Source organism: Streptomyces sp. NPDC006512, assembly GCF_040611935.1.
In the GTDB taxonomy this organism is placed as follows: domain Bacteria; phylum Actinomycetota; class Actinomycetes; order Streptomycetales; family Streptomycetaceae; genus Streptomyces.
Genome location: NZ_JBEXPG010000010.1, coordinates 77,071 through 97,974, shown reverse-complemented (window position 1 = coordinate 97,974; position 20,904 = coordinate 77,071). Strand labels below are relative to the sequence as shown.

General features: G+C 73.6%; 21 protein-coding genes and 1 pseudogene. 6 read left to right on the top strand and 16 right to left on the bottom strand.

The window, feature by feature from the left end:
• Positions 1-210: 210 nt before the first annotated feature.
• The 3 genes from ABZZ17_RS10190 to ABZZ17_RS10180 are packed head-to-tail and all read left to right on the top strand — an operon-like array spanning position 211 to position 2,428.
• On the top strand, positions 211-1,293 hold the full coding sequence (locus ABZZ17_RS10190; RefSeq protein WP_356874053.1) for a M4 family metallopeptidase: 1,083 nt from the start codon (positions 211-213) through the stop codon (positions 1,291-1,293).
• 10 nt (positions 1,294-1,303) lie between these two features.
• Positions 1,304-1,576 carry a protealysin inhibitor emfourin gene (locus ABZZ17_RS10185; RefSeq protein ID WP_356874051.1) on the top strand — a complete coding sequence of 91 codons (273 nt, stop codon included), beginning with the start codon at positions 1,304-1,306 and terminating at the stop codon, positions 1,574-1,576.
• 42 nt (positions 1,577-1,618) lie between these two features.
• Positions 1,619-2,428: a GNAT family N-acetyltransferase gene (locus ABZZ17_RS10180; protein ID WP_356874049.1), complete on the top strand. Its 810-nt coding sequence runs from the start codon at positions 1,619-1,621 to the stop codon at positions 2,426-2,428.
• Positions 2,429-2,518: 90 nt separating this feature from the next.
• Here ABZZ17_RS10180 and era read toward each other — a convergent pair whose 3' ends face one another.
• The 4 genes and pseudogenes from era to ABZZ17_RS10160 all read right to left on the bottom strand — a co-directional run bounded on the left by era (position 2,519) and on the right by ABZZ17_RS10160 (position 6,873).
• On the bottom strand, positions 2,519-3,469 hold the full coding sequence (gene era / locus ABZZ17_RS10175; RefSeq protein WP_356874165.1) for a GTPase Era: 951 nt from the start codon (positions 3,467-3,469) through the stop codon (positions 2,519-2,521).
• 498 nt (positions 3,470-3,967) lie between these two features.
• Positions 3,968-4,354: pseudogene (locus ABZZ17_RS10170) on the bottom strand (DUF916 domain-containing protein); the annotation flags it as partial.
• A 56-nt stretch (positions 4,355-4,410) separates the two neighbouring features.
• Positions 4,411-5,709 carry a beta-xylosidase gene (locus ABZZ17_RS10165; protein ID WP_356874163.1) on the bottom strand — a complete coding sequence of 433 codons (1,299 nt, stop codon included), beginning with the start codon at positions 5,707-5,709 and terminating at the stop codon, positions 4,411-4,413.
• 108 nt (positions 5,710-5,817) lie between these two features.
• The gene (locus tag ABZZ17_RS10160) at positions 5,818-6,873 is read right to left on the bottom strand and encodes a helix-turn-helix domain-containing protein (RefSeq protein ID WP_356874047.1); all 1,056 of its coding nucleotides are present in this window, start codon (positions 6,871-6,873) and stop codon (positions 5,818-5,820) included.
• Positions 6,874-6,944: 71 nt separating this feature from the next.
• On the opposite strand from ABZZ17_RS10160, the gene ABZZ17_RS10155 reads away from it, so the two are divergent.
• Positions 6,945-8,252, top strand: a complete 1,308-nt coding sequence (locus ABZZ17_RS10155) for an MFS transporter (protein ID WP_356874045.1) — start codon at positions 6,945-6,947, stop codon at positions 8,250-8,252.
• Between the two features lie 366 nt (positions 8,253-8,618).
• On the opposite strand, the gene ABZZ17_RS10150 is transcribed toward ABZZ17_RS10155, so the two are convergent.
• From ABZZ17_RS10150 to hrcA, 12 genes are all read right to left on the bottom strand, one after another.
• Positions 8,619-8,975 carry a cytidine deaminase gene (locus ABZZ17_RS10150; RefSeq protein ID WP_356874043.1) on the bottom strand — a complete coding sequence of 119 codons (357 nt, stop codon included), beginning with the start codon at positions 8,973-8,975 and terminating at the stop codon, positions 8,619-8,621.
• A gap of 65 nt (positions 8,976-9,040) precedes the next feature.
• On the bottom strand, positions 9,041-9,394 hold the full coding sequence (locus ABZZ17_RS10145) for an MmcQ/YjbR family DNA-binding protein (protein WP_356874041.1): 354 nt from the start codon (positions 9,392-9,394) through the stop codon (positions 9,041-9,043).
• Positions 9,391-10,695 (bottom strand): hemolysin family protein, encoded by a 1,305-nt coding sequence (locus ABZZ17_RS10140; protein WP_356874039.1) that lies wholly within the window; start codon positions 10,693-10,695, stop codon positions 9,391-9,393. The genes ABZZ17_RS10145 and ABZZ17_RS10140 overlap by 4 nt, the downstream gene beginning before the upstream one ends.
• Positions 10,692-11,189, bottom strand: coding sequence for an rRNA maturation RNase YbeY (gene ybeY / locus ABZZ17_RS10135; protein WP_356210774.1), 498 nt, complete (start codon positions 11,187-11,189; stop codon positions 10,692-10,694). The genes ABZZ17_RS10140 and ybeY overlap by 4 nt, the downstream gene beginning before the upstream one ends.
• A gap of 13 nt (positions 11,190-11,202) precedes the next feature.
• Complete coding sequence (locus ABZZ17_RS10130; RefSeq protein WP_356874036.1) at positions 11,203-12,240, bottom strand: PhoH family protein; 1,038 nt, start codon at positions 12,238-12,240, stop codon at positions 11,203-11,205.
• Positions 12,241-12,391: 151 nt separating this feature from the next.
• Entirely contained in the window at positions 12,392-13,486 is a 1,095-nt protein-coding gene (locus ABZZ17_RS10125) for a PfkB family carbohydrate kinase (RefSeq protein ID WP_356874034.1), read from the bottom strand.
• A 143-nt stretch (positions 13,487-13,629) separates the two neighbouring features.
• Positions 13,630-14,535, bottom strand: a complete 906-nt coding sequence (locus tag ABZZ17_RS10120; protein ID WP_356874032.1) for a ribonuclease Z — start codon at positions 14,533-14,535, stop codon at positions 13,630-13,632.
• Positions 14,536-14,538: 3 nt separating this feature from the next.
• The gene (locus ABZZ17_RS10115) at positions 14,539-14,898 is read right to left on the bottom strand and encodes a histidine triad nucleotide-binding protein (RefSeq protein ID WP_356874030.1); all 360 of its coding nucleotides are present in this window, start codon (positions 14,896-14,898) and stop codon (positions 14,539-14,541) included.
• Between the two features lie 133 nt (positions 14,899-15,031).
• A complete protein-coding gene (locus ABZZ17_RS10110) occupies positions 15,032-15,775 on the bottom strand; it encodes a 16S rRNA (uracil(1498)-N(3))-methyltransferase (RefSeq protein WP_356874028.1) in 744 nt (247 codons plus the stop codon).
• Positions 15,772-16,863 carry a nitronate monooxygenase gene (locus tag ABZZ17_RS10105; protein ID WP_356874026.1) on the bottom strand — a complete coding sequence of 364 codons (1,092 nt, stop codon included), beginning with the start codon at positions 16,861-16,863 and terminating at the stop codon, positions 15,772-15,774. The genes ABZZ17_RS10110 and ABZZ17_RS10105 overlap by 4 nt, the downstream gene beginning before the upstream one ends.
• A gap of 157 nt (positions 16,864-17,020) precedes the next feature.
• Complete coding sequence (dnaJ, locus tag ABZZ17_RS10100) at positions 17,021-18,157, bottom strand: molecular chaperone DnaJ (protein ID WP_356874024.1); 1,137 nt, start codon at positions 18,155-18,157, stop codon at positions 17,021-17,023.
• On the bottom strand, positions 18,158-19,174 hold the full coding sequence (gene hrcA, locus ABZZ17_RS10095) for a heat-inducible transcriptional repressor HrcA (protein ID WP_356874022.1): 1,017 nt from the start codon (positions 19,172-19,174) through the stop codon (positions 18,158-18,160).
• Positions 19,175-19,334: 160 nt separating this feature from the next.
• Between hrcA and ABZZ17_RS10090 the strand changes: the two genes are divergently transcribed.
• Both ABZZ17_RS10090 and ABZZ17_RS10085 read left to right on the top strand, forming a co-directional pair.
• Positions 19,335-20,066: an MBL fold metallo-hydrolase gene (locus ABZZ17_RS10090; RefSeq protein ID WP_356874020.1), complete on the top strand. Its 732-nt coding sequence runs from the start codon at positions 19,335-19,337 to the stop codon at positions 20,064-20,066.
• A 28-nt stretch (positions 20,067-20,094) separates the two neighbouring features.
• Entirely contained in the window at positions 20,095-20,895 is an 801-nt protein-coding gene (locus tag ABZZ17_RS10085) for a DUF3097 domain-containing protein (RefSeq protein ID WP_356874018.1), read from the top strand.
• Positions 20,896-20,904: the final 9 nt, after the last annotated feature.

The following is a 20,904-nucleotide window of genomic DNA, read 5'->3' as shown; positions in this document are numbered from 1 at the left end:
GCCGAGCCGCGCCGTAACGCGAGGACCTGTTTCAGTATGCAAGACCCAGGGGTCCGATTTACACCCTTTGTGAGGTATTCCCTTTTCCGGGCGCGAGGTCGGCGCGAGGTCCGGTCGATCCGTCAACGCGGCATGACGGCTTTCAGACAAGAGAATGAATCATGCTCGCGGGTAGTGACAGAGTCATCACCCACTGCCACATTGCCGGTCATGGACGCCTCCCTTTCCCCAGGCCACACCCACCACCCCGTCTTCTGCACCGTCGTGCCCCCGCACCTGCTCGACAAGGCCGCGCGCTCCGCCGACAGCGGCCGGGCCGATGCCGCGCAGCGCACGCTGGAGCAGGACGCCTTCCTGCGCACCCGGCGCCGGATCAGCACCGTCCGCGGCATCGCCCCCGCGGCCGCCGTCCCCGCCGCCGACACCCCGCTGCGGACCGTCTACGACGCCCAGCACCGCACCCGGCTGCCCGGGAAGAAGGTCCGCGGGGAGGGCGACGAGCCGGGCCGGGACGCCACCGTCAACCGGGCCTACGCCGGGCTCGGCGCGACGTTCGAGCTGTTCCTGCAGGGCTTCGGGCGGCGCTCCATCGACGACTCCGGGCTGGCCCTGGACGCGACCGTGCACTACGGCGAGGACTACAACAACGCCTTCTGGGACGGCCGCCAGATGGTCTTCGGCGACGGCGACGGCGACCTGTTCCTCGACTTCACGGTGGCGGTGGACGTCATCGGGCACGAGCTGACCCACGGCGTCACCCAGTACACGGCCAACCTCGACTACCACGGCCAGTCGGGCGCGCTGAACGAGTCCATGTCGGACGTCTTCGGCTCCCTGATCAAGCAGTACTCGCTCGGGCAGAACGCCGACGAGGCCGACTGGCTGATCGGCGCCGGACTCCTCGGCCCCAACGTCACCGGCGTCGCGCTGCGCTCCATGAAGGCGCCGGGGACGGCGTACGACGACGACGAGCTCGGCAAGGACCCGCAGCCCGGGACCATGGACGACTACGTGACCACCTCCCGCGACAACGGGGGCGTCCACATCAACTCCGGCATCCCGAACCACGCCTTCTACATCGCGGCGACCGAACTGGGCGGCCGGGCCTGGGAGCGGGCCGGACAGATCTGGTACGACACCCTCACCGGCGGCGAACTGGCGGAGAAGGCGGACTTCGCCGACTTCGCCCGGCTGTCGGAGGCCGCGGCCGTCGCCCGGTACGGGGACGGCGGCGCCGAGCACCGGGCCCTGCAGAAGGCCTGGACGGCGGTAGGCGTCCCGCTGGCGGGGTAGGACGCTCCCCATGCACATCGAGGTGGTCAGAACGGGCGGTTTCGCGGGCATCGAACGCCGGGCCGAGGTGGACACCTCCGGCCGGTCCGACGAGGACGAGTGGCGGGCGCTGGCCCTGCTGGCCCTGCGGCCGGACCCGCAGGGCCGGCCGGGCCCGGGCGGGGTCCGCGACGGGTTCTCGTACCGGATCACGGTCGACGGGCGGACGGTGTCCTGCCACGACCCGCACCTGTCGGAGGCCCAGCGGAACCTGATCGCGCGCGTGCTGAAGGAGGGCGCCTGAAACCCGGGTGACCGGCCGGTCCCCCTTTGCTTGGATGACCGGATGACGAACACGATCTTGGACGCGCTGGAGCGGTACTACGACACCGTCCCCCGGCACGGCGGGGCCCGCGCCGAGGACTTCGGACCGCTGACCCTCTTCGTACAGGAGGGCACGGGCTGGCCGTACTACGCGCGGCCCGCCCTCGGCGGCCCCGCCGCCACGGCGGCGGACGTGGAGCGGGTACGGGAGCGGCAGCGCGAGCTGGAGCTTCCCGAGGCCTTCGAGTGGGTGGCCGAAACCAGCCCCTCCCTGCGGGCCGCCGTGGAAGCGGCCGGACTCCACGTCCACGCGCACCCGCTGATGGCCCTCGACGCGGACGCGGAACCCCTCGCCCCGCATCCCGACGTACGGATCCTCGACGCCGCGGACCCGTTGCTCGCGGCGGCCGTGACCGTGCCGGCCCTGGCCTTCTCGGCGCCCGGCACGGCACTCGGCGAGGCGGGCCCCGCGGAGCTGGCCGTGGCGCTGGCCGGCCCGGAGGTCGAGCAGCGCCGCGCCCGGGTCGCGGAGCTGCTCACGGCCTCCCGTACGGCGATGGCGGCGGCCGTGCGGGACGGGGTGGTGCTCTGCTCGGGCATGTACAACCCCGTCGGGGACGTCGCCGAGGTCGTCGCCGTGGGCACGCTGCCCGCCGCCCGGCGGCAGGGGCTGGCCCTCGCGGTGACGGCTGCCCTGGTGGCGCGGGCCCGCGAGCGCGGGGCGCGGACGGTGTTCCTGTCGGCCGGCGACGAGGACGTGGCCCGGATCTACGGCCGCGCCGGGTTCCGCCGGGTGGGAACGGCCCTGATCGCGGAACCGCCGCGGGCGTAGTCCGGCCCCGCACGGGGCCCGGCCCTGCGGCGGCCGCCCCGACCACGTGGTGAAGGTCCGGCGGCTGCCCCAGGTCGTGTCGTCAGGCGATCAGAAGCCGAGCTTGCGGAGCTGCTTGGGGTCGCGCTGCCAGTCCTTGGCGACCTTCACGTGCAGGTCGAGGAAGACCGGCGTGCCGAGCAGCGCCTCGATGTGCTTGCGCGACTTCATGCCGACCTCCTTCAGGCGCGAGCCCTTCGGGCCGATGATGATGCCCTTCTGGCTCGGACGCTCGATGTAGACGTTGGCGTGGATGTCGAGCAGGGGGCGGTCGGCCGGGCGGTTCTCCCGCGGGATCATCTCCTCGACCACGACGGCGATGGAGTGCGGGAGTTCGTCGCGCACGCCTTCCAGCGCGGCCTCGCGGATGAGCTCGGCGACCATGACCATCTCGGGCTCGTCGGTGAGGTCGCCCTCCGGGTACAGGGGCGGGCTCTCCGGCAGCAGCGGCGCGATCAGGTCGGCCAGCAGCTGGACCTGGCTGTCGCCGACCGCCGAGACGGGCACGATCTCGGCCCACTCGAAGCCGAGCTCGGCGCCGAGCTGGTGCACGGCGAGGAGCTGTTCGGCGAGCGCCTTGGACTCGACCAGGTCGGTCTTGGTGATGATGGCGATCTTGGGGGTCTTCTTGATCCCCGCGAGCTCCTTGGCGATGAACTTGTCGCCGGGGCCGAGCTTCTGGTCGGCGGGCAGGCAGAAACCGATGACATCGACCTCGGCCCAGGTGGTCCGCACGACATCGTTCAGGCGCTCGCCGAGCAGGGTGCGCGGCTTGTGGAGACCGGGCGTGTCGACCAGGACGAGCTGCGCGTCCTTGCGGTGCACGATGCCGCGCACGGTGTGGCGGGTGGTCTGCGGCCGGTTGGAGGTGATCGCGACCTTGGTGCCCACGAGCGCGTTGGTCAGGGTCGACTTGCCCGCGTTGGGGCGGCCGACGAAGCAGGCGAAGCCCGCGCGGTGCGGGGCGGTGGGCTCGGGGGAACGATCGCTCATACGGGCCATTCTCCCCGATGCGGCTCCCAGCGCCGACCAGGCCACCGCCAGGAGCACCGAAGCGAGGGCCAGTGCGGTCGTGAGCGGGGGGTGCGCGGTGTGGTCGGCGGCGCCCCGGGCGGTGGCTCCCCCGGCCTCGGCCGCCACCGTCAGCCGGCTCCATTCCAGGTCGGGCGGGTCGTCCCAGTGGGCGCTGAGCGTGACCTGCCGGCCGGGCAGCAGTTCGGCGGGCAGGCCGGTGAGCTCGCGGCGGAGCAGGGTCCGGCCGAGGAATCCGGCGGCGGTGAGGGTGGCGCGGGGGCGCAGGGTGACGTTGCCGAGGTTGTGGAGGGTGTACGTGATCACCGCGCCGCTCCCGCTGCCCGCGACCCGGACGTCCTGGACGGCGAGGGCGGGGGCGGTGGGTCCCGTCACCCGCAGGTACATCCGGGCGGCGACGGCCTGCCGCACGCCGATGCCCCGGGCGGTGGCGGCGGGCAGGTCCTCGACGGCGACGACGGCTCCGGGGTGGTCGCCGGGTGCGGCCCGTTCGGGGACGGTGACGGTGAAGGCGACGTCCGCCGTGCCGCCGGCCGGTACGGTGATCCGCTCCCGCGCGAGCCGGGTCCAGGCGGCGGCGCCGAGCCGCGGCTCGTCGGGGCCGCGCAGGGCGAAACCGCCGTCGCGGGCGGTGTTGTGGGCGTCGGCGGCGTAGAGGAGGAAGGTGCGGGGCCGGTCGGTGCGGTTGGCGACGGTGACCGTGTCCCGGAGCTCACCGCCCGGCGGGGCGGAGAGGTAGAAGTAGGGGCGCTGCCCGACGGTCGTGGCGGCCGGGAGGACGGACCACTGGCCGTTGTCCGCGGCGGCGGCCGGTCCGGCCGTGGCGGCGGACCCGAGCAGGACGAGGCCCAGCACGGCCAGGACGGCCGGCGCGGCCAGGACGGCCCGTACCCGAACGGCCCGGACCGCCGTCACGACAGGGTCAGCGTCAGGACCGCCGTGTACGCGCCCGGCGGGGTGTAGGGCGGCACCCGGAGGGTGACGGCGGCGTCCACCGTGAAGGTGCCGCCGGTCAGCGGGGCGTCGGCCGTGGAGGCCAGTACGGCCCCGTCCGGGCCGACCACGCCCGCGCTGCCCGCCGCGCAGGTGCCGGGGCTGCCCTCGGCGGCGGTGCAGGACGGGGTCCAGGACAGTGAGGCCCCGGGGATGCGGACGTCGCCCGGCCCGGTGAAGTCGGTGACCTTGCCGACCAGTGACCAGCCGGCGGGCCCGCCCCGGGCGTCCTTGACGGTGACGGTGCCGATCCGTCCCGGCGCCGCGCCGCCGTCCCCGTACGGGACCGCGCCCAGGGTCACCGACTCGCCCGCCTGGGTCATGGCGAGGGTGCCCGGTTCGACGGTGGCCGTCACCTTCTGGGCCGCGGCTTCGGGCGCGGGCGGCGGCGGGGCGGGCTCGACGACCGTGTACGCCGCCGGGGCGGTGCCCCGCTGCGCCGACCAGGCCGTGCCCTCGTACGCGACCACGCCGGTCGTCGCGCGGTCCGTCAGGGGCAGCTCCGCCAGCACCGCCCCGTGCGCGTCGGCGGTGGCCGCGACCCGGTCGGCGGTCTCGGCGGCCCCCGCCCGGCCCGCCACGGTCACGGCCGCGCCCGGGGCGAAGCCCGCTCCGGTGACCTTGACGCGGGCGCCGGGTGTTCCGTAGGCCGACGCGAGGGTGACGCCGCGCAGGTTGGCGGTGGGGAGCGGGGCCGCGGTCAGCCGTTCGGAGACCGGGGCCGCCGTCGCCGGGGTGCAGACGGTGTCCAGGTCCAGCAGGTGGCCGGTGTGCAGGGTGTAGGGGCCGGGGGCCAGGGCGATCGGGCCGGGCGCGGTGACGGTGAAGGTGCCGGTCATGGTGACGGCGGGCAGGGCCCCGCCGGGCTGGACCGGCTCGTTGCGCTTGGCGCCGGTGACGGTGACCGCGCCGCTCTGCGCGCCCCCGAGCAGGACCCGTCCGGTGGGGGTGAGCACGTCGGCGGGCAGTTCGGAGGGGAGCGGGTTCACCGCCGGGGTCGCGGCCACCTGGTAGGTCACCGTCACCGTGTCCCCGACGCGCGGCGCCGGGTCGTCGACGGTGATCCGGGCCGTCGTGGGCCCGTCCGCGGGCGGCAGTCCGGCCTGCTGCGGCGGCAGGCAGTGCGTGGGGAACTCGACCTGCCCCGGGGGCGTTTCCCCCACGGCGGCGGCCGGTGCGCTCAGCGCGCCCCCGGTCACCGCGGCGAGTACGGCCATGCCGACGGCCGCCGACCGTCTCCTGCTGCGCGCGCCTGTTCGCACTGCCCGCCCCCCGCGTTCCGCCGCCCCGACAGGGGGCCATTCACGAGCGGGCGGCGGGAGAAGTCAAGGCACGGACCCGGCAGGGTCTGATGGCCCATCAGGAGCTGGCAGGGTGGCGGGAGCCATCCCCTTGCCGGAGGCGCGGAAGGTGCGCCGGTAGGCCGTCGGGCTCACCCCCAGCGCCGCCTGGACGTGCTTGCGCAGCGACTGCGCCGTCCCGAAGCCCGCCTCCCGCGCCACCTGCTCCATCGGCAGCTCCGTGCGCTCCAGCAGCCGCCGGGCCCGCTCCACCCGCTGGCCGGTGATCCACTCCCCCGGGCTGACCCCGGACTCCTCGCGGAACCGGCGCGTGAAGGTCCGTACCGACACGGCCTCCTGCCGGGCCAGATCGCTCAGCCGCAGCGGTTCGTGCAGCCGGTCCAGCACCCAGGCGCGCGCGGCCGTGGTGCTGGCCAGCTGCGGCTCGGGCACCGGGCGCTCGATGAACTGGGCCTGTCCGCCCTCCCGGTGGGGCGGTACGACGGTCCGCCGGGCCACCTCGTTGGCGACGGCCGCTCCGTGGTCGCGGCGCACGATGTGCAGGCACAGGTCGATCCCGGCGGCGACCCCCGCGGAGGTGAGGACGTCCCCGTCGTCGGTGTAGAGCACGCCAGGGTCCACCTTCACGGCGGGGAAGAGCCGCTGGAAGTGCTCGGCGGAGGCCCAGTGGGTGGTGGCCGGACGGCCGTCCAGGTACCCGGCGGCGGCCAGTACGTAGCCGCCCGTGCAGATCGAGACGAGCCGGGTGCCGGGCCGGACGTGCGCGAGGGCCGCCGCGAGCTCCGCGGTGAGCACCCCGTGCTCGTGCACCGCCCCCAGCTCGTACGAGGCGGGCACCACCACGGTGTCGGCCGTGGCCAGCAGCTGCGGGCCGTGCTCGACGTGGACGGCGAAGTCGGCGTCCGTGGACACCGGTCCGGGGGCGAGTCCGCAGGTGAGGATCTCGTAGAGCGGCCGCCCGGACGGATCCTTGGCCCGGCCGAAGATCCGGTGCGGGATGCCGAGCTCGAACGGCAGCAGCCCGGCGAGGGCGAGGACGACGACGCGGTGGGGGTGGTGGGCCCGAGGATTCCGCTCCATGGCCCGATCGTACCGAAGCATGACGGTCAGGCCACTGTCGGCGGGTGCCCCGCAGGCCGGAAGCTGTCGGCGTGACGCAGACAGCACCCACCTCCACCACCCCCGCCGACGGCGGCCCCCGGGCTCCCCGCCGGCCCGGCCGCATCCACCGCGCCTGGTACGCCGCGGCCGTCTCCTTCGTGACGATCATCGGCGCCGCCGCGTTCGCCTCCCTGCCCGGACTCCTCATCGAACCGCTGCACGAGGAGTTCGACTGGTCGCGCGGCACGATCGGCTTCGCCGTCTCCGTCAACCTCGCCCTCTACGGGCTCACCGCGCCGTTCGCCGCGGCGCTGATGGACCGCTTCGGCATCCGCAAGGTCGTCGCCCTGGCCCTCACCGTCATAGCCGGCGGCTCCGTGGCCACGGTGTGGATGACCGCGCCGTGGCAGCTGGTGCTGTTCTGGGGCGTCCTGGTCGGCCTCGGCAGCGGCTCGATGGCCCTGGCCTTCGCGGCCACCGTCACCAACCGCTGGTTCACCGCCCGGCGCGGCCTCGTCACCGGCGTCCTCACCGCGGCGGGCGCCTCCGGTCAGCTGGTCTTCCTGCCGCTGCTGTCCTGGCTGGTCGAACACCACGGCTGGCGCCCGGCGGCGGTCACCGTGTCGCTCGCGGCGCTGTCCGTCGTGCCGTTCGTGTGGCTGCTGCTGCGCGACCACCCCGCGGACGTGGGGCTCGCGCCGTACGGGGGCACGTACGCGGAGAAGCCCGCGCCGGTGCCGGGCGCGGCGCGGCGGGCGGTGACGGTGCTGGCCAAGGCCGCCCGTACGGGGCCCTTCTGGCTGCTGGCCGGTACCTTCGCGATCTGCGGGGCCTCGACGAACGGCCTGGTCAAGACCCACTTCGTGCCGGCGGCGCACGACCACGGCATGCCGGTGACGGCTGCCGCCGGGCTGCTGGCGGTGATCGGGGTGTTCGACGTCGTCGGCACCATTGCCTCCGGCTGGTTCACGGACCGCTTCGAGGCGCGGCGGCTGCTGGCGGTCTACTACGCGCTGCGGGGGATCTCGCTCCTGTTCCTGCCGATGCTGCTGGCGCCGAGCGTGCACCCGCCGATGGTGTTCTTCATCGTCTTCTACGGCCTGGACTGGGTCGCCACCGTCCCGCCGACCATCGCCCTGTGCCGGGAGCACTACGGGGAGGACAGCGCGATCGTCTTCGGCTGGGTCCTGGCCTCGCACCAGGTGGGCGCGGCCCTGGTCGCCTTCCTCGGCGGCGTCGCCCGGGACGTCTTCGGCTCGTACGACCTCGTCTGGTACGCGTCGGGCGCGCTGTGCGCGGCGGCGGCGCTGATGGCGATGGTAATCCGCCGCAGCCCTGGCCGGGCGGGGGCCCGCTGAGGCCGCTGCCCTGGCCGGGCGGGGGTCGGGGGGTGGGTGCCGTGCCCGGCGGCTGCGGGTGGGGGCCGGTCCCATGGCCCGGCGGGCCGGGTGGGCCGTGCGCTCTGGCGGGCGGCTGCGGGTGGGGCGGGGGCGGGGTGGGGTGTCGTCCGGGACGGGCATGATTTATGGCGCCTGTTCCGGGTCCCTCTTGCCGGTCGGCACAGGGCGCCAACAAATCACGTTTGAGTCCCGGCCGACACCCCACCCCGCCCCCGCCCCCGCCCCGGGCACACACCGACCCCGACCGGCCAACCCCGGCGCCGGCCCGGCAACCTCCGGCCCCGCCGGCCGTGGAGGCGGGGACGGGGGCGGGGAGCGGTCGGCTCAGGGGCCGGCCGGCGTCGCCGACTTCAGCGTGCCGTCCGGGCCCGCCAGCAGGACCGGGGTGTCCGGACCGCCGAGGTCCGCGACCGCCGCCCGGTCCGCCTCCGCAGGAGCCCCCGCTTCGCTCACCACGGCCGCCGCCTCCAGGCTCCGCGCCCCGCTCGCCACCGCCATCGCGACCGCGGTCTGCAGCGCGCTCAGCTTCAGGGAGTCCAGCGCCACCGTCCCGGCGACGTACGTGCGCCCGGTCTCGTCCCGCACCGCCGCACCCTCCGGCACCCCGTTGCGGGCCCGCGCGCTCCGCGCCAGCGTGATGATCTTGCTGTCCTCGGGGTCGATCCCCGTGCTCTCGGTCATGGCGAAAGCATAGGGAGCGCCCCGGCGCGGCCGTACGACCGGCCCCGCCGGAGGCCGGCCCCGCGTCAGGGCCGGTCGAGCCGCAGGCGCTCCGCCTTCGGCAGGCCCGCGACCACCAGGTCGTACGAGTCCTCGACCAGCTCCCGCACCAGCGCGTCCGGCAGCCCGCCCACGGTCACCGTGTTCCAGTGCCGCTTGTTCATGTGCCAGCCCGGCACGATCGCCGCGTGCTCCTCGCGCAGCCGCACCGCCAGCTCCGGTTCGCACTTGAGGTTGACCTTCAGCGGCTCCGCGTCCAGCGCGGTGAGCGCGAACACCTTGCCCAGCACCTTGAACACCGAGGTTTCGGGGGTGAAGGGGAACTCCTCGACCGCCGCGTTGAAGCCCAGGCAGAACGCGCGCAGTTCGGCGGGGGTCATGTGCCTTCCTCCCCTTCGGCCGCGACCGCCGCCACCGGCTCCACGAGCACCGTCACGATCTTGTTCCGGCGTCCCGCCGGGGATTCGGCGGTCAGCCGCAGCGGGCGGCCGTCCGGCAGGTCGACCATCGCCGAGGCGCCGGCGATCGGCACCCGGCCGAGCGCCTTCGCCAGCAGCCCGCCGACCGTCTCCACGTCCTCGTCGTCGAAGGCCTCGACCTTGAACAGCTCGCCGAGGTCGGTGATGTCCAGGCGCGCGGTGACCCGGTAGCGGTCGTCGCCCAGTTCCTCGACGGGCGGCAGCTCGCGGTCGTACTCGTCGGTGATCTCGCCGACGATCTCCTCCAGGATGTCCTCGATGGTGACGATCCCGGCCGTGCCGCCGTACTCGTCGATGACGACGGCCACGTGGTTGCGCACGGACTGCATCTCGCGCAGCAGGTCCCCCGCGTTCTTCGTGTCGGGCACGAACACGGCGGGCCGCATCGCCGTCGAGACCAGGTCGGCCTCCGCCTCCCGGCTGATGTGGGTCTTGCGGACGAGGTCCTTCAGGTACACGATCCCGACGATGTCGTCCTCGTTCTCCCCGGTGACGGGGATCCGCGAGAAGCCCGACCGCAGGGCGAGCGTCGTGGCCTGCCGGACCGTCTTGTACCGCTCGATGCACACCAGGTCGGTGCGGGGCACCATCACCTCGCGCACGAGCGTGTCCCCCAGCTCGAAGACCTGGTGCACCATCCGGCGCTCGTCGTCCTCGATCAGCGATTCCTTCTCCGCGAGGTCCACCATCGCGCGCAGCTCGGCCTCGGAGGCGAAGGGCCCCTTGCGGAAGCCCTTGCCGGGTGTGAGCGCGTTGCCGAGGAGGATCAGCAGTTGCGGAATCGGCCCCATGACGCGGGCGAGCGGTACGAGGACGTACGCGGCCGCCGTCGCGGTGTTCATCGGGTGCTGGCGGCCGATCGTACGGGGGGACACGCCCACCGCCACGTACGAGACCAGCACCATGACGGCGATGGCGACGAGCAGCGCGGTCCAGTTCTCGCCGAACGAGTCGAGGCAGACGTACGTGACGAGCACCCCCGCCGCCATCTCGCAGGTGACGCGCACCAGCAGGGCCACGTTGACGTAGCGGGTGGGGTCGCCGGCGACCTGGGCGAGCTTCGCGCTGCCGCGCCGGCCCTCGCGTACGGCCTGCTCGGCGCGGAAGCTGGAGACGCGGGCGATGCCGGACTCGGCGCACGCCGCGAACCAGGCGACCACCACCAGCAGGACCGCCCCCGTGATCAGCTGCGGAGCGGTCACGAGACGGTGGGGGCCGGGGACGGGCCGGTCATGCCGCGCTCACCGCGCCAGCCGTCGACGATGGCCGCCTGGAGGCCGAACATCTCGGCCTTCTCGTCCGGCTCCTCGTGGTCGTACCCGAGCAGGTGCAGCACCCCGTGGACGGTCAGGAGCTGGAGCTCCTCGTCCATGGAGTGCTGCGTCGGCGCGTCCTCGCCCTGCTTCTTGGCCACCTCGGGGCACAGCACGATGTCGCCGAGGAGCCCCTGCGGGGGCTCCTCGTCGTCCTTGGACGGCGGACGCAGCTCGTCCATCGGGAAGGACATGACGTCGGTGGGACCGGGCAGGTCCATCCACTGGATGTGGAGCTGCTCCATGGCGTCCTCGTCGATGACGATGACGGAGAGCTCGGACAGCGGGTGGATCCGCATCCGGGTGAGCGCGTAGCGGGCGATGTCGAGGATCGCCTGCTCGTCGACCTCGGTTCCGGACTCGTTGTTGACGTCGATCGACATGGTGCGCTGAGCTCTACTTCCGCTGGTGGCCGTTCGGGGCCTGCTGGTTGCCGTCGTACTTCTCGTACGCGTCGACGATACGGCCGACCAGCTTGTGGCGGACGACATCCTCGGACGTGAGCCGCGAGAAGTGGATGTCGGGCACGCCTTCGAGGATGTCCTGGACCTGGCGCAGACCGCTCTTGGCCCCACCGGGCAGGTCGACCTGTGTCACGTCACCGGTGACCACGATCTTCGAATCGAAGCCGAGCCGGGTCAGGAACATCTTCATCTGCTCGGTGGTCGTGTTCTGCGCCTCGTCGAGGACGACGAAGGCCTCGTTGAGGGTGCGGCCCCGCATGTAGGCCAGGGGCGCCACCTCGATGGTGCCCGCGGCCATGAGGCGGGGGATGGAGTCCGGGTCGATCATGTCGTGCAGGGCGTCGTAGAGCGGGCGCAGGTACGGGTCGATCTTGTCGAAGAGGGTGCCCGGGAGGAAGCCGAGGCGTTCGCCCGCCTCGACCGCGGGGCGGGTCAGGATGATGCGGCTGACCTGCTTGGACTGCAGGGCCTGGACCGCCTTCGCCATGGCGAGGTAGGTCTTGCCGGTACCCGCGGGGCCGATGCCGAAGACGATCGTGTTCTTGTCGATCGCGTCGACGTAGCGCTTCTGGTTGAGGGTCTTGGGACGGATGGTGCGGCCGCGGCTGGAGAGGATGTTCTGCGTGAGCACCTCGGCGGGCGTCTCCGCCTCGCCGCCTCCCGAGCCGTTCGCCTTGAGCATGGCGATCGAGCGTTCCACTGCGTCCTCCGTCATCGGCTGCCCGGTGCGGAGCACCAGCATCATCTCGTCGAACAGGCGCTGGATCAGGGCGACTTCCGCCGCTTCCCCGATGGCGCTGACCTGATTTCCCCGAACGTGGATGTCGGCCCTCGGGAAGGCCTTCTCGATCACGCGCAGCAGGGCGTCACCCGAGCCGAGCACGGTCACCATCGGGTGCGTTGCCGGAACGGTGAAGTGGGCGCGCGCCTGCCCCGGCGCGGGGGTGTGGGCTGTCGGTGTCTGAGTCATGGGCCGGCACTGTGGCCTGCGCATACCTCCCGCTGAGGGGTCGCGCGGATCGCCGACCTCCGGAGTACCAAGGGTACGTCCACCCCGGCGCATCCCCGAGGGGATTTACGGCCCGGCGCCGGACCTCTCCCCCCGGGGGCCGGGCGTGCGGTCACACGGGGTGCTTGAAGCCGATCGTCGGTACGGCGCGGCGGCGCGGGGAGGGGGCCGCGCCGGGGGGCACCAGGGCGTCCAGGAAGCCGTAGCGGCCCCGCAGGGAGTCGGGGGCCGTGCGCCACCAGTGGGCCACCTCGGGCCATCCCGGGGCGGAGAGGGAGCCGCCGAACTCCTGGACGGACAGTGCGGCGGTCAGGCCGGCGAAGGCCAGCCGGTCGGCGAGCGGCCACCCGGCCAGGCTGCCGGTGACGAAGCCCGCCACGTACACGTCGCCCGCGCCGGTCGGGTCCAGGGCGTCCACGGTGATGGCGGGCACCTCCGCGGTCTCCCCGGTCCGGGCGTCGACCGCGTACGAGCCCTCCGCGCCCATCGTCACCACCGCCACCGGCACCTTCTCGGCGAGGGCGCGGGCGGCGGCGCGCGGACACTCGGTCCGGGTGTAGCGCATCGCCTCGCCCGCGTTGGGCAGGAAGGCCTCGCAGTGCTCCAGGTCGGCCAGGGCGCCCAGGTCCCATCGGCCGGTCTCGTCCCAGCCCACGTCCGCGAAGATCCGCGAGCCCCGGCGGGCGGCCTCGGCGATCCAGTCCTCGCCCGGCCCGTCGCCGAGCGAGGCGACGGCGGCCCGGGCCTTCGGGGGGCAGCGGGGGACGGCTCCGGGGGCGGGGGGCGGGGCCTCGTGGCCGTGGGAGACCATCGTGCGCTCGCCCTCGTAGGCCATCGAGACGGTGACGGGGCTGTGCCAGCCGGGGATGGTGCGGGACATGGCCAGGTCGATGCCCTCGCCCTGTTCGAGGGCGTCCCAGCAGTACTCGCCGTAGTGGTCGTCGCCGAAGGCGGCGGCGAGCGAGGTGCGCAGGCCGAGCCGGGCCAGGGCGGTGGCCATGTTGGCGACTCCGCCGGGGCTGGAGCCCATGCCGCGCGCCCAGGACTCCGTCCCGCGCACCGGGGCGGAGTCGAGGCCGGTGAAGATGATGTCGAGGAAGACCGTGCCGGTCAGGAAGACGTCGCAGCCCGGCTCGTGGGGATCACGCAGCGGACCCAGCGGGTCCAGTTTCCCCTGGCGGCTGATGCGGCTGTCCCGACTGGTCACGGTGTACTCCCCGGTGAGCGAAGTGTCGTTTCTTCTTGCGGGTTTTCGATGGAAAGCTGCCAGCCCTGCCCTTGTCCGCCAGGACCGAAACCCAGTGTGACGCACCTCACCGTGAAATCTCCCGGAAGCAGCCGGGTGACCCCCTACGCCCGCTTGGGCACCGGCACCGTGACCAGGTCCGCCGCGATCGTCAGCTCGCCCTCGAATCCCGCCGCCCGCGCCTCCCGTTCGAAGGCGGAGGGGTCGGAGTACCGCTGCGAGAAGTGCGTCAGCACCAGGTGCCGGACGCCCGCGTCCCGCGCGACCCGCGCCGCCTGCCCGGCGGTGAGGTGTCCGTGGTCGGTGGCGAGCCGCTCGTCGGGCTCCAGGAACGTCGACTCGATGACCAGCATGTCGCAGCCCTGCGCCAGTTCGTCGACCCCGGAGCACAGCCGGGTGTCCATGACGAAGGCGAACCGCTGCCCCGCCCGGTGCTCGCTGACGTCGTCGAGGGTGACCTCGCCGAGCCGCCCCTCGCGCTGGATGCGGCCCACGTCGGGCCCCTTGATCCCGTGCCGCGCGAGCAGCTCCGGCACCATCCGGCGGCCGTCCGGCTCCGTGATCCGGTAGCCGAAGGACTCCACCGGGTGCGAGAGCAGCCGGGCTTCCAGGACGTACGCGGGGCCCTGCGCGAGCACCCCGTCCCCGGCGACCGGCTCCTGGGCGAGCGCGACCGTCTCCCGGTAGGCGGTCGCGTACCGGAGGCGGTCGAAGAACTTCTGCCCGGAGGCCGGGTAGTGCGCGGTGACCGGGTGCGGGACCTGGTCCAGGTTGATCCGCTGGATCACCCCGGCCAGGCCGAGGCTGTGGTCACCGTGGAAGTGCGTGATGCAGATCCGGTTGATGTCGTGCGCCGCGACCCCGGCGCGCAGCATCTGGCGCTGCGTGCCCTCGCCCGGGTCGAAGAGGATGCCCTCGCCGTCCCAGCGCAGCAGGTAGCCGTTGTGGTTGCGGTGCCGGGTGGGGACCTGGCTGGCGGTGCCGAGGACCACGAACTCGCGTACGGACACGTGTTATCCCGGGGGCCATTCGAGGCCGCGGCCGCCGAGGACGTGCGCGTGCGCGTGGAAGACGGTCTGGCCGGCCCCCGCGCCGGTGTTCAGCACGATCCGGTAGCCGTGGCCGTCGACCTTCTCGTCGGCGGCGACCTGTCCGGCCTCGCGCAGCACGTCGGCCGCGATGCCCGGCTCGGCGGCCGCGAGGGAGGCGGCGTCGGGGTAGTGGACCTTGGGGATGACGAGGACGTGCGTCGGCGCCTGCGGGTTGATGTCCCGGAAGGCGACGGTCGTCTCGGTCTCCCGGACCACGGTCGCCGGGATGCCCCCTGCGACGATCTTGCAGAACAGGCAGTCCGCCTGCGGTTCCCCGGCCATTGCTGCGCCTTCCGTGATGTTGATCGGTCCGGGCATCGTATCGGCCCGGGTGCCCCGGGACCGGCTCGGTCCGGCGGAGGTCCACCGGGATCCGCCCGCCGCGGGACCGGCCCTCAGGCGCCGGCCCCCGGCCTCAGGACCAGCGGCCCGTCCGCGCGAGCAGGACCGCGGCCGCCGCCGTGCCGGCGGTGGAGGTGCGCAGGACGCTGCGACCCAGCCGGTAGGGGCGGGCTCCGGCCTGCGCGAAGGCCGCCAGCTCCTCGGGCGAGACCCCGCCCTCGGGGCCGACGACCAGCACGACGGATCCCTTCTCCGGCAGCGGGGCGCTCGCGAGGGCGCCGGAGGCGGCGTCGCGGTCCTCGTGGAGCACCACGGCCAGATCCGCTTCCGCGAGCAGCGCGGCGACCTGCTTCGTGGACAGGGCCTCGGCCACCTCGGGGAAGCGGACCCGTCGGGACTGCTTGCCGGACTCGCGGGCGGTGGCACGCCACTTGGCGAGGGACTTGGCCCCGCGTTCGCCGCGCCACTGGGTGATGCACCGCGAGGCCTGCCAGGGCACGATCGCGTCGACGCCGGTCTCGGTCATCGTCTCGACGGCGACCTCGCCGCGGTCGCCCTTGGGCAGGGCCTGGACGACGGTGATGCGGACGGCCGGCTCGGCCTCCTCGGACACCTCGGTGACGGAGACGACCAGCCGGTCCTTGCCCTCGGCCGCCTTCACGACGGCTTCGGCCCAGCGGCCGCGGCCGTCGGTGAGGACGACCTCCTCGCCCGGTGTCAGCCGCTTCACGGACACCGCGTGCCGGCCCTCGGGGCCGTCCAGCACGAACTCCGGCCCCGCGGGGACCTCTTCGACCACGAACACGGGGGCCGTCATGACGCTCTCCTCATCTGCAACACCTTCAACGCGCTCTGGGCCTCGGCCAGTTCGGCCGCCAGCACCTCGACCAGCTCCCCGGCGGGCAGCGCCCGCGCCAGCCGGTGCCCCTGCCCGGCCCACAGGGACATGCCCTGCGGGTCCCCGGCCGCGGCCGCCGCCTTGCGCAGTCCCGAGGTCATGTGGTGGACCTGGGGGTAGGCGGCCGGGGCGTACGGTCCGTGCTCCCGCATGAAGCGGTTGACCAGGCCCCGTGCGGGGCGGCCCGAGAAGGCCCGGGTGAGTTCCGTGTGGGCGAACAGCGGGTCCGTCAGGGCCTTCTTGTGCAGGGGGTGCGCGCCCGACTCCGGGCAGGCGAGGAAGGCCGTACCGAGCTGGGCCGCCTCCGCGCCCGCCGCGAGGAGCGCCGCGATCTGCGCGCCCCGCATGAGGCCGCCCGAGGCGATGAGGGGGAGGGCGACCGCTTCCCGTACCTGGGCGACCAGGGCGAGCAGGCCGACTCCGGCCGTGCCGTCGGTCTGCGGGTCGTCGCGGTAGGTGCCCTGGTGGCCGCCGGCCTCGACGCCCTGGACGCAGAGGGCGTCGGCGCCGGCTTCCTGCGCGGCGCGGGCCTCGTCGACGGAGGTCACGGTGACGATGCCGTACGTACCGGCCTTGCGCAGGCGGGTGAACACGGCGGGCGCCGGACAGCCGAAGGTGAAGGAGACGACGGCGACGGGGTCTTCGAGGAGGATGGCGAGCTTGGCGTCGTAGCCGTCGTCGCTGGTGCCGATGATGTCCTCCTCGGCGAGCGAGACCTCGTACCAGCTGGCCTCGCCGGCGAGCTGTCCGCGGTAGGCCTCGACGGCGGCCGGGTCGACGTAGCCGGTCTGCGGCATGAAGAGGTTCACGCCGAAGGGGCGGCGGGTGAGCCCGCGCGTCTGTTTGATCTCCTGGTACATGCCGTCGGCCGTCTTGTAGCCGCCGGCCAGGAAGCCCAGCCCGCCGGCCTCGCACACGGCGGCCGTCAGGGGCGGGCAGGAGGCGCCGCCCGCCATGGGAGCCTGCACGATCGGGTAAGGGGAGAGACCGTTCGGTGCGGAGGACATGGACTGCATCGTGCCACGTCCCGCCCATCGGGCCGAATCACGGCATTCGCCTGGCATAGTCCGCTTCCCGCGGCGCCCTCAGGGGCTCCCCGGAACGCGCCGGAGCCCGGTCCGGGGTGTTCCCCGGCCGGGCTCCTGGTGCGGTTCCGCGGGCCGCTCAGCGGCCGTTGAACGCGTCCTTCAGGCGGCTGAACAGGCCCTGCTGGCCGGGCGCGAACTGACCCGTGGGCCGCTCCTCGCCGCGCAGCTTGGCGAGCTGGCGCAGCAGCTCCTCCTGCTGGGCGTCCAGCTTGTTCGGGGTGGTGACCTCGACGTGGACGATCAGGTCGCCGCGGCCGCCGCCGCGCAGGTGGGTGACGCCGCGCCCGTGCAGCGGGATCGACTGGCCGGACTGGGTGCCGGGCCGGATGTCGATCTCCTCCATGCCGTCCAGGGTCTCCAGCGGGCACTTGGTGCCGAGGGAGGCCGCGGTCATCGGGATGGTGACCGTGCAGTGCAGGTCGTCGCCGCGCCGCTGGAAGACGGGGTGCGGCAGCTCGTGGATCTCCACGTACAGGTCGCCGGCGGGGCCGCCGCCGGGGCCGACCTCGCCCTCGCCCGCGAGCTGGATCCGGGTGCCGTTCTCGACGCCGGCCGGGATCTTGACCGTGAGGCTGCGGCGGGAGCGGACCCGGCCGTCGCCCGCGCACTCGGGGCACGGGGTCGGAACCACGGTGCCGAAGCCCTGGCACTGCGGGCAGGGGCGCGAGGTCATGACCTGGCCCAGGAAGGACCGGGTGACCTGCGAGACCTCACCGCGGCCGCGGCACATGTCACAGGTCTGCGCGGAGGTGCCGGGGGCGGCGCCCTCACCGGAGCAGGTGGTGCAGACGATCGCCGTGTCGACCTGGATGTCCTTGGTCGTCCCGAAGGCCGCCTCGTCCAGTTCCAGGTCCAGGCGGATCATGGCGTCCTGGCCGCGGCGGGTCCGCGAGCGCGGTCCGCGCTGCTGGGACTGGCCGAAGAAGGCGTCCATGATGTCGGAGAAGTTGCCGAAGCCGCCCGCGCCGAAGCCGCCCGCGCCGCCGCCGCCCGAGGAGGACAGCGGGTCGCCGCCGAGGTCGTAGACCTGCTTCTTCTGCGGGTCCGAGAGGACCTCGTAGGCGGCGTTGATCTCCTTGAAGCGCTCTTGCGTCTTGGGATCGGGATTGACGTCCGGGTGCAGCTCGCGCGCGAGCCGCCGGAAGGCCTTCTTGATCTCGTCCTGCGATGCGTCGCGGCGCACGCCGAGTACGGCGTAGTAGTCCGTGGCCACTTACGACTCCGCCAGGATCTGTCCGACGTAACGTGCCACTGCGCGTACCGCTCCCATCGTTCCGGGGTAGTCCATGCGGGTCGGTCCGACCACGCCGAGTTTGGCGACTGCCTCGCCGCCCGAACCGTAGCCGACGGAGACGACCGACGTGGAGTTGAGTCCCTCGTAGGCGTTCTCGTGACCGATCCGTACCGCCATCCCCGACTCCCCTGCCTCGCCCAGCAGCTTGAGGAGCACGACGTGCTCCTCCAGCGCTTCCAGCACCGGCCTGATCGTCAAGGGAAAATCATGTCCGAAGCGAGTGAGGTTGGCGGTGCCGCCGATCATCAGCCGCTCCTCCGCCTCCTCCTCCAGCGTTTCGAGGAGGGTCGCGAGGACGGCCTTGACCGTCGCCCGGTCCTCGGTCTCGAACGACTCCGGAAGGTCCTGCACGAGCTGCGGCACGTCGGTGAAGCGACGGCCGACGACCCGGCTGTTCAGCCGCGCCCGCAGGTCGGCCAGGGAGGTCTCCCCGAAGGGCGTCTGGCAGTCCACGAGGCGCTGCTCGACCCGCCCGGTGTCCGTGATCACCACGAGCATCAGCCGGGCCGGGGCCAGCGACAGCAGCTCGACGTGCCGGACGGTGGAGCGGGTCAGGGAGGGGTACTGGACGACGGCGACCTGCCGGGTGAGCTGGGCGAGCAGGCGCACCGTGCGGCCCACCACGTCGTCGAGGTCGACGGCGCCGTCGAGGAAGTTCTGGATGGCCCTGCGCTCGGGCGTCGACAGCGGTTTGACCCCCGCCAGCTTGTCCACGAAGAGGCGGTAGCCCTTGTCCGTGGGGATCCGGCCGGCGCTGGTGTGGGGCTGGGCGATGTAGCCCTCCTCCTCCAGCACGGCCATGTCGTTGCGCACGGTGGCCGGGGAGACGCCGAGGCGGTGCCGCTCGGTGAGCGCCTTGGAACCGACCGGTTCCTCCGTCCCGACGTAGTCCTGGACGATGGCGCGCAGTACCTCGAGCCTGCGTTCACTGAGCATCGCGCACACCTCCGGATGCGGTCGGTCGATCGGTCGTCGGCTGGTCGCCTGCTGGTCGTCGTTGGCACTCTGGGCGTCCGAGTGCCAGAGATCCCCCGGTCAGTGTACGGCCGGGTAGTGCGCCACGGGCAAGGGCGGCCCGCCAGGGTAGCGTCGCGGCATGGACGTACGTTGGGAAGAGGCGGGCTGGGAAAGGCTCACCGGACGGGCCGGCCGGCGCCGCCTTCCGGTGTGGGACTGCACGGTGGGACTGGTGGTGGGGGACGAGTCGGTCCTCCTGATCGACCCGGGTTCGTCCGTGCCGGAGGGTGCGCGGGTGCGCGCCGAAGTGGAGCGGCTCACGGGCCGCGGCGTGACCCATCTCGCATTCACACACGGACATTTCGACCATGTGATGGGCGCGGCCGCCTTCCCGGACGCCGAGGTCTTCGGTGCGGTCGGCCTGGACCGGATGCTGTCGGCCGCCAAGGGCCGCGAGGAGCTGCGGGCGAGCGCGGTCCGGCACGGGCTGGCGGAGGCGGAGGCCGCCGAGGCCGCGGGGCTGCTGCGGGCGCCGGGGCACCTGGTCTCGGGCGAGTGGACGCTGGAGCTGGGCGGGGTGCAGGTGCTGCTGGCCAACCTCGGGCCCGCGCACTCGCAGCACGACCTGACCGTGTTCGTGCCGGGCGAGCGGGAGGTGGTGTTCTGCGGGGACCTCGTCGAGGAGTCGGGCGAGCCCCAGGCGGGGACGGACGCCGTGCCCGGGCAGTGGCCCGCCGCCCTGGACCGGCTGCTGTCCCTGGGCGGGGACGACGCCGTGTACGTGCCGGGTCACGGAGCGCTGGTCACGGCCGCCTTCGTGCGTGAGCAACGCGCCACACTGGCGGACCGGTTCGGCGTGTCGGAGGCGTGAGCGGCGCGGCTCTCCTACCCTCGGCCGGATGCGCGAGTACTCCCCCGACCTGACCCCGCAGTGGAAGCGCCCCCGGGCCGTCCCCGAGGTGCCGGCGGACCCCGGTCTGGTGGTCGAGGCGGCGGGCACCGACTTCTGCGGCGCGGTGACCGGCTGCGAGGCGGGCACCGTGACCCTGGAGGACCGCTTCGGCAAGCGCCGGGTCTTCCCCCTGGAGCCGGCCGGCTTCCTGCTGGAGGGCGCCCCCGTGACCCTGACCCGTCCCGCGCGGGCGCCGGCCGCGCCCGCCCGTACGGCTTCGGGCTCGGTGGCCGTCCCCGGGGCCCGGGCGCGGGTGGCCCGGGCCGGGCGGATCTACGTCGAGGGGCGGCACGACGCCGAGCTGGTGGAGCGGGTCTGGGGCGACGACCTGCGCATCGAGGGCGTGGTGGTGGAGTACCTGGAGGGCGTCGACGACCTGCCGGCCGTCGTCGCGGAGTTCGGCCCGGCGCCGGACGCCCGGCTGGGCGTCCTGGTGGACCACCTGGTGCCGGGCTCGAAGGAGTCCCGGATCGCGGCGGCGGTGACCGGCGCGGACGTGCTCGTCGTCGGCCACCCGTACGTGGACGTCTGGGAGGCGGTGAAACCCTCCGCGCTGGGCATTCCGGCGTGGCCGACGGTGCCGCGCGGCCAGGACTGGAAGACGGGCGTCTGCCGCGCCCTGGGCTGGCCGGAGAACACCGGCGCCGCCTGGCAGCACATCCTGTCGCGCGTGTCCTCGTACCGGGACCTGGAGCCCGCCCTGCTGGGCCGCGTCGAGGAGCTGATCGACTTCGTCACCGCCCCCTGAGCCGGCCCG